The organism is Pseudomonas fluorescens (assembly GCF_900215245.1).
Lineage (GTDB): Bacteria > Pseudomonadota > Gammaproteobacteria > Pseudomonadales > Pseudomonadaceae > Aquipseudomonas > Aquipseudomonas fluorescens.
In genome coordinates this window covers 2,834,167-2,847,081 of record NZ_LT907842.1, presented here as the reverse complement: position 1 = coordinate 2,847,081, position 12,915 = coordinate 2,834,167, and the positions used below count along the sequence as shown (strand labels likewise).

The following is a 12,915-nucleotide window of genomic DNA, read 5'->3' as shown; positions in this document are numbered from 1 at the left end:
TCATGCAAGCCGTACAGCGTGAGATTGCGCAGCAGCTCAAGGTCCAAGCACCGTTCAAGGACCAGGCCGCCCTGGAGGCCGAAGTTGCCCGCCGCGTAACTTTTATCCAGGACTGCCTGCGCAATTCCGGGCTCAAGACATTGGTGCTGGGCATCAGCGGCGGCGTCGACTCCCTGACAGCTGGCCTGTTGGCCCAGCGCGCGATGCAGGCACTGCGCGCCAGCACCGGTGATGAGGCCTACCGCTTCATCGCCGTGCGCCTGCCCTACGAAACCCAGTTCGATGAAATCGACGCCCAGGCCTCGGTGGACTTTATCGAGCCGGACGAGCGCCACACGGTGAACATCGGCCCGGCGGTAAAAGCCCTGGCCAGTGAAGTCGCTGCGTTTGAAGGCAAGGCCGCCGTGTCCCGCGATTTCGTGCTGGGCAATACCAAGGCGCGCATGCGCATGGTGGCGCAGTACACCATCGCTGGTGCGGCCAGTGGCCTGGTGATCGGCACCGACCACGCGGCGGAAGCAGTGATGGGCTTTTTCACCAAGTTCGGTGATGGTGCCTGCGACCTGGCACCGCTGAGCGGGCTGGTGAAAAACCAGGTACGGGCGATTGCTCGGCACTTTGGTGCGCCGGAATCATTGGTCGAGAAAATCCCGACGGCCGACCTTGAGGATTTGTCGCCTGGTAAGCCGGATGAAGCCTCCCACGGCGTGACTTACGCAGAGATCGACGCCTTCCTGCACGGAGAGCCGGTGCGTGAGGAAGCATTCCGAATCATCTGCGACACCTATCGCAAGACCGAGCACAAGCGGGTCATGCCATTCGCGCCGTGAGGTGAGCCAGATAGTTTTGTACTGATAGTTAGACCGCCTTCGCGAGCACGCCCGCTTCCACATTTGAGCGCATCCTCAGGCTGGAACTCGTTCAAGGGTGGGAGCGGGCTTGCTCGCGAACAACGATCACGCAGTACGACAGACCGCCCACAAAAAAAGCGCCCCGCAAGGCGCTTTTTTTTCGACCGGAACCGACTTACTTGACGGTCACAGTGCCTTTCATCATCGAGATGTGGCCCGGGAACGAGCAGAAGAATGCGTAGTCGGTACCGGCAGCCAGCTTCGATACGTCGAAGGTCACCGAATCTTTCTCGCCGGCACCAATGATTTTGGTGTGGGCGATGACGCGGGTGTCGCCTTCTTTCAGGTAGTTTTTATCGATACCGGCGGCCATGCCGTCGCTGGCGATGCCAGGCATGTCGGCGGCGGAGCTCAGCACCCAGTTATGGCCCATGACGTTCTTCGGCAAGCTGCCGGAGTGGGTCAGTTCCACGGTGAACGTCTTGCAGCTTTTATCGATTTCAATGGCCTTGGTGTTGAAGGACATTTGGTCAGTGGAGTCGACAGTGACCTTGCACTCTGCAGCAAGCAACTGGCCGCTCGCCAGAGTCAGCAGGGAAACAGCAACGAGTTTGGCAAACATGTGAATCTCCAAGGCAGGGTTTAAAAACGCGAATTGCGACAAGGGTGCCTCAAGCAGGCTGGAATTCTTATGATCTGCATCAACAGATTGTATACAACTTTAGGCTATCAGACTGATCAACACAATCTACCAGCCAAAGATCTGCCACCCGCCTATGATCGGCCCATACCCCATTGGAGCCCGCGCTATGCACCTCAATCAACTGTTCAACGGCCTGCTGGCTGCGTATGCCTGCGGTAAGTGAAGGCAAAGCGCGTCGCTAAGCTGCTACCATAGCGTCCCAAGGCAGCTGCGCGCCGCCACCCTCACCTTCGACCCTAGAGGATCGCCCATGGCCAAACCTAATTACTCCTTCGCCAAACGTCAGAGAGACTTGGCCAAGGAGCAGAAGAAAGAGGAAAAGCTGCAACGTAAGAAAGCCGCTGCAGATGAAGAAGCAGGCGCACTGAACCCGGATGCTGAAGGTGAAGTGGCGACAGACGAAACCGAAGCACCGAAAGACCCGGCTGAATAAATTCTGTTGGGGTGAGCAGGCCCTCCCTGCTCACCCCAACCCACCTTCATTCCAGCGGCATCACCGTCACCCGCACCTCCGGGTCATGGCTCCCTCCCCCCAGAATCACCCCGCGCAACGGCGACACATCCGAGAAATCACGGCCCCAGGCCAAGGTGATGTGCTCCAGTGCCGGCTGCACATTGTTGGTCGGATCGAAATCTACCCAACCCGACTCCGGGCAATACACCGAAACCCACGCGTGGGACGCATCGGCGCCGATCAGCCGTGGCTGGCCGGGCGGTGGCTGGGTGAGCAGGTAGCCGCTGATGTACCGCGCCGCCAGGCCCCGCGAGCGCAGGCAGGCGAGCATCAGGTGGGCGAAGTCCTGGCACACGCCACGACGGCGCTCGAGCACTTCCACCAGCGGCGTGGCGACCTGGGTGGCTTCGGCATCGAACGTGAACTCGCTGAAAATCTTCTCCATCAACGCCTGCACACCCAACAGCAATGGCTCGCCGGGCGGAAAACAGCTTTCGGAAAACTCGACGAAGGTTTTTTTCAGGTGCACGTAGGGTGATTCAAAACGATAGCGACAGGCCTCGACCCGTTCCGCAGACACCGGCCGGCTGCTGTAGGTCAGGCTGTCGCGGGTCTGGTCCCAGGCGGGCGACTGCTGGAAATCCAACAGCGGCCGCGCCAACACTTCGACGGTCAGCCCGGCATTCACCAGCAACTCATCGTGGGGCCGCTCAAAGGCCAGGCGGGTGATGGGGTTACCAAACACGTCCAGTTCATCGCGACGCGAAGACGGCTCCGGGCTGACATCCAGTTGCTGCAAGGTGCAACGCTGCCAGGCACACGGCCGTGGCCACAGGTGCGCCAGTTGCTGGGCCAGGGAGACCGGGCTGTCGTAGTGGTAGTGGGTATCGTGGAAAATCTGGTAGCGCGCACTCATCACACCGACACCGTTTGCTGGCTGACATCATCCACATGGGCAAAATGGCGCAACGCCAGGCGATCCGACACTTGCCCACTCTCATCGGCGACTGCTTGCAGCAAGTCAGCCAGGCCATCCAGCGCGGCACGCACACTGGACTCGCCAAACAACGGGTTCTCCAGGCAACCCAGGTCGAAACGCGCCAGGCACTCCACCAACGGCGCCAGCCCGGTTTCACGCGGCACAGCAAAGTCGTCGTTGAGGCGACGCAAGGTACGGCTGACCAGTTTCAGCTGGAACAGCACTGCGTGCGGGTTCTGCTCGTCCAGCAGCAACAGGTCGAGCACCGGGATCAACTGCGGCACCGCCAGGTAACGCGAGCGATAGGTGATGCTGCTGTTGCCCAACTCCAGCAACCACTCAAGCCCCGCTTGATCGAACACCGCCACGCCACGCAGAAACGCCGCAAGGCTGCTGCTCAGAAATTGCAGGCGCTCGATGCGCCGGCCCATCATCAAAAAGCGCCAGCCTTCGTCGCGGGTCATGTCGTCCAGGGCAAAGCCGGACAGCGCCGCCAGGGACATCACCAGGCGGTTGAGAAAATCCAGCAACTCGCCAAAATCCGGGGTTTCGCGTTCCAGCTCCAGGGCTTCACGTTGCAGTTCGACCAGGGCCTGCCAGTTTTCCCGGGACAGTTTGCCGCGCACCTGGGACGCCGCCCACTGCAGGCGCTGCAGGTTGGCGCGCAGGCTCGACGGCCAATCATCGCCGAGCAAGGCGGCGAGCAGGCGCTCGGGCAACTCGCCCTCCTCCGGCAACAAGCGCAAGCTCTCGCCCAGCTCGATCGCCGCCTGCAAGGCCAGCGGATCGTCGCCATCGACATACCGCGCGAGCACGATACGCAGCCAACGCGCGCTGTCGTCACAGCGCTCGCAATAGCGGCCAAACCAAAACAGGTTTTCCACCACGCGAGAGGGCAGATAAGGATCGCGGCGCACCAGGTCATGGGCGCCAATCGCACGTTGTGCACGCCAGTGCTCACCACCGGCAACACGCTCGCTGAGCACCCAGGTGTCTTTGCTCGCGCCACCGCGTTGCATCGACACCACTTCGGCATCCGCCTCGGCAGCCACGCGGGTCAGGCCGCCAGGCAACACACGGTAGCCGTCGGCGCTGGCCACGGCGTACACGCGCATGCCGATGGCACGGTGCTGCAAATGGTCATCGACGGTGTGCCACACCGGTGCCTGGGACAGTTGCGCCAGCTCCTGAGCGACATAGGCGTAAGGCCTCGCGCGCATGCGTTCGGCCAGGGCCTGGCGCTGCTCATCATTCAAATCGCGGCCAAATACCGGGCTGAAGCTTTGCGACGGGAACGCCGGTTTGATCAGCAAATCCGGAAGTTTCTCCAAGGCTTCGGCAAGCACCGGCGCTTCACCGCACCACCAGGTGGCGATCGACGGCAGGATCAATTCTTCGCCAAACAGGAACTGGTTGATCTTCGGCAAAAAGCCGAGCAACCCCGGCGACTCCAGCACGCCACTGCCGAGGGCATTGGCCACCAGCACATTGCCCTGACGCACGGCATCGAGCAGGCCGGGCACGCCGAGGGCCGAGTCGGTGCGCAGCTCCAGCGGGTCGCAGAAGTCGTCGTCGAGGCGGCGCATGATCGCGTGCACCCGGCGCAGGCCACTGAGGGTTTTGAGGAACACGGTGCTGTCGCGCACGGTGAGGTCGCCACCTTCCACCAACGGGTAGCCAAGCTGGCGCGCGAGGTAGAGGTGTTCGAAATAGCTTTCGTTGAATCGCCCCGGGGTCAGCAGCACGATCAGCGGCGGCTGATCATCGCCGGGTGCCTGGCGGGCCAGGGTTTCCTGGAGGGTGCGGAAGAAACCGGTGAGGTGTTGCACCTGCAGATCGCGGTACAAGTCCGGGAACGCACGGGACACGATGGTACGGTTTTCCAACGCATAACCTGCCCCCGACGGTGCCTGGGTACGGTCGGCGGTGACCCACCAACGGCCGTCCGGCGTGCGCGCCAAGTCCACGGCATACAGGTGCAAAAACGCGCCGTCCGGCGGCTGGATGCCCTGGCAAGGCCACAGGAAATTGTTATGCCCGAACACCAGCTCAGCCGGCAGCAGGCCCTCTTTGATCAAGCGCTGCGGGCCATAAAGGTCGGCCAGTACGGCATTGAGCAAGCGCGCCCGCTGGGCGATACCGGCCGACAGGTGCTGCCACTCATCGGCGGCCAGCACGTGGGGCAGTAAGTCCAGTTCCCAGGGGCGATCCGCGCCCTTGGGGTCGGCGTAGACGTTGTAGGTCACGCCGTTTTCCTGGATCTGCCGAGTCAGCAGTGCCTGACGTTGGGCCAGCTGCGCAGGCGTGCTGCGTTGCAGGTGATCAAGCAAGCGCTGCCAATGGGCACGCACCGCGCCACTGTCGTCCAGCAGTTCGTGATAAGTGCCCGCGGTCAGCGGGTAACGGTCGAGCAAGTCAGACATGGAACGCTCGGCAGAGGGCAAGGGAAGTCAGATTAACTCAAATTCACTGCAATCTATTGGGGGAGCTGGCTTGCCTGCGATTGCCATTTTCCAGTCACCTTATTGGCTGGCTGATCCATCGCTGTCGCAGGCAAGCCCGCTCCCACATTGGCATCGCATTCAGTCATTTTTATTGGGGAAACGCCGCAGATCCAGGGTCATCGGCAATTCATCATTAATCTCTAAAGCAGGCACGGGGAGCTTGCCTGGGGTATGCCCCAAGCGGAAAAACCGCGCCATCCGCCGGCTTTCGGCTTCATTGGCATTCACCGGCAAGCTGTCGTAATTGCGCCCGCCCGGGTGGGCGACGTGGTACTGGCAGCCGCCCAGCGAACGCTGCATCCAGGTGTCGAGCACGTCGAACACCAACGGCGCGTGTACCGGGATAGTCGGTTGCAGGCAGTTGGCCGGTTGCCAGGCGCGATATCGCACGCCGGCCACGAATTCACCGACGCGTCCCGTCGGTTGCAGCGGCACCGGTATGCCGTTGCAGGTCAGCAGATAGCGCTGCGGCGCCAGCCCGCTCAACTTCACCTGCAAGCGCTCCAGGGAGGAATCCACATAGCGCACCGTGCCGCCCACTGCGCCCTCCTCGCCGAGCACGTGCCAAGGCTCCAGCGCCTGGCGCAGTTCCAGTTCGATGCCGCTGACGGCATAGTCGCCCACCTTGGGGAAACGGAACTCCAGATGCGCGGCAAACCATTCGGCCCGTAGTGGGTAACCGGCGGCATTCAGCTCGACAATCACGTCGGCAAAATCCTGCTCGATAAAATGCGGCAGCAAGAAGCGGTCATGCAACTCCGTGCCCCAGCGCGCCAGTTTCGGCGGCGCATACGGCTCACGCCAGAAGCGTGCGACCAACGCCCGCAGCAGCAATTGCTGGGTCAGGCTCATGCGCGCATGGGGCGGCATTTCAAAGGCGCGCAGTTCCAGCAGGCCCAGGCGCCCAGTGGCGCCGTCGGGTGAGTAGAGTTTGTCGATGCAGAACTCGGCGCGGTGGGTGTTGCCCGTCACGTCGATCAGCAGGTTGCGCAGCAGGCGGTCCACCTGCCATGGCGGGCATTCTTCGCCGACGGCAGGCATTTGAGCGAAGGCGATTTCCAGCTCGTACAACGCGTCGTTACGCGCTTCATCCACCCGAGGCGCCTGAGATGTCGGGCCGATAAACAGCCCGGAGAACAGGTACGACAGCGATGGGTGGTTATGCCAGTAGCTGATCAAACTGCGCAGCAAATTGGGGCGACGCAAGAACGGTGAGTCCTTGGGCGTCGCGCCGCCCAGCACAAAGTGGTTGCCGCCGCCGGTGCCCGTGTGACGGCCGTCGATCATGAACTTTTCAGTGGTGAGACGGGTTTGCCGTGCTTCTTCGTAAAGGAATTCCGTGCGCTCCACCAACTCGTCCCAGGTGGCGGACGGCTGCACGTTAACCTCAATCACCCCAGGGTCCGGCGTAACCCGGAAGTTACTCAAACGCGTGTCGAACGGCGGCTCGTAGCCTTCCAGCAATACCGGGCAGTGCAGCTCCTCGGCGGTGGCCTCAATGGCGGCCACCAGTTCCAGATAATCCTCGACGCGCTCCAGCGGCGGCATAAACAAATACAGGCGCCCGTCCCGCGCTTCGGCGCACAAGGCGGTGCGGGTCAGCCAGTCGGCGGACTCATCGACTTTCGGCACGCGCTCATCGCTGGCAGCCGGTTCGCCATGGCTTTGCAATTGCGCGCTGCTCGGCAGCTCCGGTTGGTCCTGGTTCGGGTCAGTCGGATGCACGAACGGATACTCCGCCGCCGTCACCCACGGTTGCGAGGCCAACGGCAAGCGATAGCCCAGTGGCGAGTCGCCCGGCACCAGGCGGCAGTGATTGTCGCGCAGGTACCAGCGCCCACTCTGCCAGCGATCATTGGCCGCCGTGCGCGCCAGCGGCAGCACGTGGCCGATGACTTTGTCCAGGCCCTGGCTGAACACTTTGCGCAGGCGCTCGCGCTCCAGGTCGTCGCTCAAACGCGGGTCCTGGGCGGTGACGTTCTGCGGCAGTGCACCTTCGCGCCACAGGTAATAGAAATTGTCTTCGAAGGCCGGGAATACAAAGCGCGCCGGCAGTTTGAGGCGTTCGGCGACACTGGCCAGGAAACGCCCGGCCATCACCCCATCGGCGCCGTAATCTGCTTGCTCATCGGCAATCAGCGCGCTGTTGTGCCAGATCGGCACGCCGTCGCGCCGCCAATAGCAGTTGAGCGACCAGCGCGGCAACTGCTCGCCGGGGTACCACTTGCCCTGTCCAAAGTGCACCAGGCCCTTGGGCGCATAGTGCTGACGCATGCGCTGGAACAGCTCGGCGGACAGCCGACGTTTGTCCGGCCCGAGGGCGGCGGTGTTCCACTCGGCGCCGTCGGGGTCGTCGATGGAGACGAAGGTCGGCTCGCCGCCCATGGTCAGGCGTACATCGTCCTTGAGCAGGTCGCCATCGATCTGCCGGCCGAGTGCCTGGATCGCTAGCCATTGTTCTTCGGTGTAGGGCTTGGTAACCCGAGGCGCTTCCCAAATGCGCTCCACCGACATTTCGTGGGTAAATTCGCACTCGCACGGTTCCACCAGCCCACTGATCGGTGCGGCAGACGATGGATCAGGGCTACAGGCCAACGGGATATGACCTTCACCGGCGAATAACCCTGAGGTAGCGTCCAGGCCGATCCAGCCGGCGCCGGGCAAATACACTTCGCACCAGGCATGCAGGTCGGTGAAGTCCACGTCGGTGCCGGACGGGCCGTCGAGGGCTTTGACGTCGGCGGTCAGTTGGATCAAGTAGCCCGACACAAAGCGCGCCGCCAACCCCAGGTTGCGCAGCAATTGCACCAGCAGCCAGGCCGAATCGCGGCAGGAGCCGGAGGCGTTTTCGAGGGTGAACTCCGGGGTTTGCACGCCCGGCTCCATGCGGATCAAGTAGCCAATATCGGCCGCCAGGCGCTGGTTCAGCCCCACCAGGAAGTCCACGGCCGGCAGCGGCGTGCGGTCGATGCCCGCCAGGTAGGCGGCAAACTTCGGCGTCAGCGGCAGGGTTTCCAGGTACGGCGCCAGCTCTCGCTGCTCATCAGCGGCGTAGCTGAAGGGGATTTTTTCGGCGTAGGGCTCAAGGAAAAAATCGAACGGGTTGAACACCGCCATCTCGGCGACCAAGTCGACTTCGATGCGCAGTTCGTCCGTCTTTTCCGGAAACACCAGACGCGCCAGGTAGTTACCTTGCGGGTCCTGCTGCCAATTGATGAAGTGCTGCTCGGGCAGCACTTTCAATGCGTAGGACAAAATCCGCGTGCGGCTATGGGCTGCCGGGCGCAAGCGCACGATCTGTGGGCCGAGTTCGACAGCGCGGTCATAGCGGTAATGCGTAACGTGGTGCAACGCGACATGAATCGACACGGCGGCCTCCTGCGAGCCAGGGCATGGACACAACGTGCGCAAGACTTATGCCAGAGCAGCCGTCATTGCGCTTTCTCGTTAGACCCCGTGCAGTAGAGCACCAAAACGGCGCCATCACCGGTGCCGTGGTGCAAGTGCTGCACATATTTGTGGCGCAGGGTGGTGAATCTACCCAGCTAGCGTGCTTTGTGCGTTGCGAGCATGGCCTGGCGCAGCCGCCTCACTTCGACCAGTTTCTGGCGCATCTCGCGATGACGCTTGCTGTTGAGCAGCAGCAATCCCAGCAGCGGGAACAGCAGGCTCAAACCATAGGACAGCGGATGCGGACCGAAGGCGAGGGTAGGCAGCACTGCCAGAACGCAGAGTGCAAGCAGCATCACCAGCGGCCATACCCACTGCGGCCGCCCGCGCGCGATCATGAAGTTGCACTGCACAATCCCCCACGTCAGCGCGAGGCCACCCAGGAAGGAATACTTGAGGTTGTCGTCGATCGACAAGCGCGGGAAATAACTGTCGAAAATCAGCGGCACCGCAAACACCAGGCTGAACACCGCCGCGAAAATTGCGCCCATGAAGACCGGAAAATAGTGCGCCAGAAAACTGCGAATACCGGGTAGCTCATTCATTGCTCATTTCCTCATACAGCCCCACGGCAACGGTGCGTACGTTCCCCGAGATTGCACTGCCGGTAAAACCGATCGCCGCGCCCAGGGCATCCTGTATCTGGGTCACCGTCGCATGCTTGACCTGGGCGGGGGCGAAACGCTTGGTCGCCTCGCCAGACAGTTGCTTCAACTTGAGCATTTTGGCGCTCATACGTGGGTCCTGAATGCTGAGCAGCTCCTTCGTCAGCTTGGCGCGCTCTTGCCGGGTCAATCCTCGCAGCACCTCCCGCACGCTTTTGCCGGTGGTGGCCTGATTCAGCCGCACCAGCTTAATCGTGGTCAGCGTCGATGCACCGACCCCGACCAACGAGGCAGCATCCAGCGCGATCATCGTGTACTGATACCATTCCGAGCTGTCGAGCTTGTCATTTTTGGAGGGGTCACTGAGCTCATTGCTGACGCGATAGCCACTGGCAAAACACTGCAGCGTGCTGGCCGTGGCAGCGGTATAACCGATGGCCGTAATCACGCTGCTGGCACCCGCCGTGAACGGTACAGCGACGGTGCCGCTGAGCACCACGATCCAACCTATGACCGCGCCCGCGCAGGACAGAGACGTGTTGACCGCCTCTCCCACCAGGCGCGATTCGCGGGGATTGTCCTGGACCTGTTGCGCAAACTGCGCCGGGGCTATGTACTTCTGCGCTTCACGCAAAATCAAACGTTTAGGTGCAATGCTGCAGATGGGCTGAAATTCGCGCAGCGTGATGACGTTGAAGTCGGCGTCAATGTACACAACGCCCGCGCCGACGATGCTGGGGTCTGCATCGATGGCCGCAAACAGCCGTGGCAGGTTGATCTGGCTTTCGATGCGCTGGCGCGCCATGAACTGGGAGCGGTTGGAATCCATGCCGATACTGAGCAGGGGGTTGCTCATGAGAGTTCTTCCTTGAAGGTGATGATGGCCTGGCAGGCCTCATCGCGGGCAAGCCCGGCTCCCACAAGGGAACGCGTTCCAACTGTGGGAGCTGGCTTGCCTGCGATGGCGATCTAATGACCATCACCTTAACAAACGGTCTACCCACCCGCTAGAAAGCAAAACGCCAGCACGAGGCTGGCGTTTTGCATATTCAGGCTGCGATCAACGCGGCACCACCGGCTTGCGCGCAGGCTTGCCGCCTTTGCCCTTCGCCGCATCCGCGCGCTCCTTGGCAGCCTGCTTGTTACGCGCCATGGCCGCAGCCTTGGCTTGTTCGCGCTTGTCCCACGGGTTGCTGCCATCACTGCCACGCGGCGGCAGACCGGTGTGCTGGGTGAGGATCTTGGTGGTGGTTTCCTTGGCAACCTTATGGCTGCCGGCCGGCGTCGAGTTCTTGCGACGGGCGCTTTGGTAGCTGTCGGTGGCCGGCTGGTGCAGCGGAATCAACTGGTCTTTACCCGGCCCGATCAGGTCGGCACGGCCCATGCGGGTCAATGCTTCACGCAGCATCGGCCAGCCTTTCGGGTCGTGGTAGCGCAAGAAGGCCTTGTGCAGACGGCGCTGCTCTTCGCTCTTGACGATGGTCACCGCGTCGCTCTTGTAGGTGACCTTACGCAGCGGGTTCTTGCCCGAGTGGTACATCGCGGTGGCGGTGGCCATCGGCGACGGGTAGAACGCCTGCACCTGGTCGGCGCGGAAGCCGTTACCCTTGAGCCACAGGGCCAGGTTCATCATGTCTTCATCAGTGGTGCCCGGGTGGGCGGCGATGAAGTAAGGAATCAGGTACTGCTCCTTGCCCGCTTCCTTGGTGTACTTCTCGAACATGCGCTTGAACTTGTCATAGCTGCCAATGCCCGGCTTCATCATCTGGTTGAGCGGACCTTCCTCGGTATGTTCCGGGGCGATCTTGAGGTAACCCCCCACGTGGTGGGTCACCAGCTCTTTAACGTATTCCGGCGACTCGACCGCGAGGTCATAGCGCAGGCCGGAAGCGATCAGAATCTTCTTCACACCCGGCAACGCACGGGCGCTGCGGTACAGCTGAATCAGCGACGAGTGGTCGGTGTTCAGGTTCGGGCAGATGCCTGGGAACACACACGAAGGCTTACGGCACGCGGATTCGATTTCCGGGCTCTTGCAGGCGATGCGGTACATGTTCGCGGTCGGGCCGCCGAGGTCGGAGATCACGCCGGTGAAGCCGGGCACTTTGTCGCGGATCTCTTCGATTTCGCGAATGATCGACTCTTCGGAACGGTTCTGGATGATGCGGCCTTCGTGCTCGGTGATGGAGCAGAAGGTACAGCCGCCGAAGCAGCCACGCATGATGTTCACCGAAAAACGGATCATGTCGTAGGCCGGAATCTTTTCCTTGCCGTACGCCGGGTGCGGGACACGGGCGTAAGGCATGCCAAACACGTAGTCCATTTCTTCGGTGGTCATCGGAATGGGCGGCGGGTTGAACCACACATCCACTTCACCGTGCTTCTGCACGAGGGCGCGGGCGTTGCCTGGGTTGGTTTCCAAGTGCAATACGCGGTTGGCGTGGGCATACAGCACCGCGTCGCCACGGACCTTTTCTACCGAGGGCAGTCGAATCACGGTCTTGTCGCGGGTCATGCGCGGGCTGGCCAGGATCTGTACGACCTTGGCTTCTTCCGGGTCGTCCACCGGGCCTTTCTCTTGCTCGATGGCGCAGGCCTGGGTGTCCTGGGTATTCACATACGGATTGATGATCTTGTCGATCTTGCCCGGGCGGTCAATACGCGTGGAGTCCACTTCGTACCAACCTTGCGGCGTGTCACGACGAATGAACGCGGTGCCGCGCACGTCGGTGATGTCTTCGATCTTGTGACCCCAGGACAAACGCTGGGCGACTTCGACGATGGCCCGCTCGGCGTTGCCGTACAGCAGGATATCGGCGGTGGCGTCGATCAGGATCGAGTTGCGCACGCGGTCCTGCCAGTAGTCGTAGTGGGCGATGCGGCGCAGGGACGCTTCGATGCCACCGAGCACGATCGGCACGTTCTTGTAGGCTTCTTTGCAGCGCTGGCTGTACACCAGGCTCGCGCGATCCGGGCGTTTGCCGGCCATGCCGCCTGGGGTGTAGGCGTCGTCGGAACGGATTTTCTTGTCGGCGGTGTAGCGGTTGATCATCGAGTCCATGTTGCCGGCCGCGACGCCGAAGAACAGGTTCGGCTCGCCGAGCTTCATGAAGTCGTCTTTGGACTGCCAGTTCGGCTGGGCAATGATCCCGACGCGAAAGCCCTGGGACTCCAGCAGCCGGCCGATGATGGCCATGCCGAACGACGGGTGATCCACGTACGCATCACCGGTAACGATGATGATGTCGCAGGAATCCCAGCCAAGCTGATCCATCTCCTCCCTGCTCATCGGCAGGAATGGCGCAGGACCGAAACATTCGGCCCAGTACTTGGGATAGTCAAATAACGGCTTGGCTGTTTGCATGACGG

General features: G+C 61.9%; 9 protein-coding genes. 2 read left to right on the top strand and 7 right to left on the bottom strand.

Annotated elements, in window-relative coordinates:
- Positions 1-2: 2 nt before the first annotated feature.
- Positions 3-830 (top strand): NAD(+) synthase, encoded by an 828-nt coding sequence (gene nadE, locus CPH89_RS13105; RefSeq protein ID WP_053254068.1) that lies wholly within the window; start codon positions 3-5, stop codon positions 828-830.
- A 196-nt stretch (positions 831-1,026) separates the two neighbouring features.
- Here nadE and azu read toward each other — a convergent pair whose 3' ends face one another.
- On the bottom strand, positions 1,027-1,473 hold the full coding sequence (gene azu, locus CPH89_RS13100) for an azurin (RefSeq protein WP_053254067.1): 447 nt from the start codon (positions 1,471-1,473) through the stop codon (positions 1,027-1,029).
- Between the two features lie 331 nt (positions 1,474-1,804).
- Here azu and CPH89_RS13095 point away from each other — a divergent pair, with 331 nt between their 5' ends.
- The gene (locus CPH89_RS13095; RefSeq protein WP_053254066.1) at positions 1,805-1,987 is read left to right on the top strand and encodes a hypothetical protein; all 183 of its coding nucleotides are present in this window, start codon (positions 1,805-1,807) and stop codon (positions 1,985-1,987) included.
- Positions 1,988-2,033: 46 nt separating this feature from the next.
- Here the strand turns inward: CPH89_RS13095 and CPH89_RS13090 are convergent, their stop codons facing one another.
- The 6 genes from CPH89_RS13090 to CPH89_RS13065 all read right to left on the bottom strand — a co-directional run bounded on the left by CPH89_RS13090 (position 2,034) and on the right by CPH89_RS13065 (position 12,910).
- The gene (locus CPH89_RS13090; RefSeq protein WP_053254065.1) at positions 2,034-2,924 is read right to left on the bottom strand and encodes a transglutaminase family protein; all 891 of its coding nucleotides are present in this window, start codon (positions 2,922-2,924) and stop codon (positions 2,034-2,036) included.
- On the bottom strand, positions 2,924-5,410 hold the full coding sequence (locus CPH89_RS13085) for a circularly permuted type 2 ATP-grasp protein (protein ID WP_053254064.1): 2,487 nt from the start codon (positions 5,408-5,410) through the stop codon (positions 2,924-2,926). The genes CPH89_RS13090 and CPH89_RS13085 overlap by 1 nt, the downstream gene beginning before the upstream one ends.
- A gap of 159 nt (positions 5,411-5,569) precedes the next feature.
- Entirely contained in the window at positions 5,570-8,860 is a 3,291-nt protein-coding gene (locus CPH89_RS13080; protein ID WP_053254063.1) for a transglutaminase family protein, read from the bottom strand.
- 176 nt (positions 8,861-9,036) lie between these two features.
- Complete coding sequence (locus CPH89_RS13075) at positions 9,037-9,486, bottom strand: hypothetical protein (protein WP_053254062.1); 450 nt, start codon at positions 9,484-9,486, stop codon at positions 9,037-9,039.
- The gene (locus CPH89_RS13070) at positions 9,479-10,402 is read right to left on the bottom strand and encodes an Ssp4 family T6SS effector (RefSeq protein ID WP_053254061.1); all 924 of its coding nucleotides are present in this window, start codon (positions 10,400-10,402) and stop codon (positions 9,479-9,481) included. Before CPH89_RS13070 ends, CPH89_RS13075 begins: the two co-directional genes overlap by 8 nt.
- Positions 10,403-10,606: 204 nt before the next feature.
- Positions 10,607-12,910, bottom strand: coding sequence for a YgiQ family radical SAM protein (locus CPH89_RS13065; RefSeq protein WP_053254060.1), 2,304 nt, complete (start codon positions 12,908-12,910; stop codon positions 10,607-10,609).
- Positions 12,911-12,915: the final 5 nt, after the last annotated feature.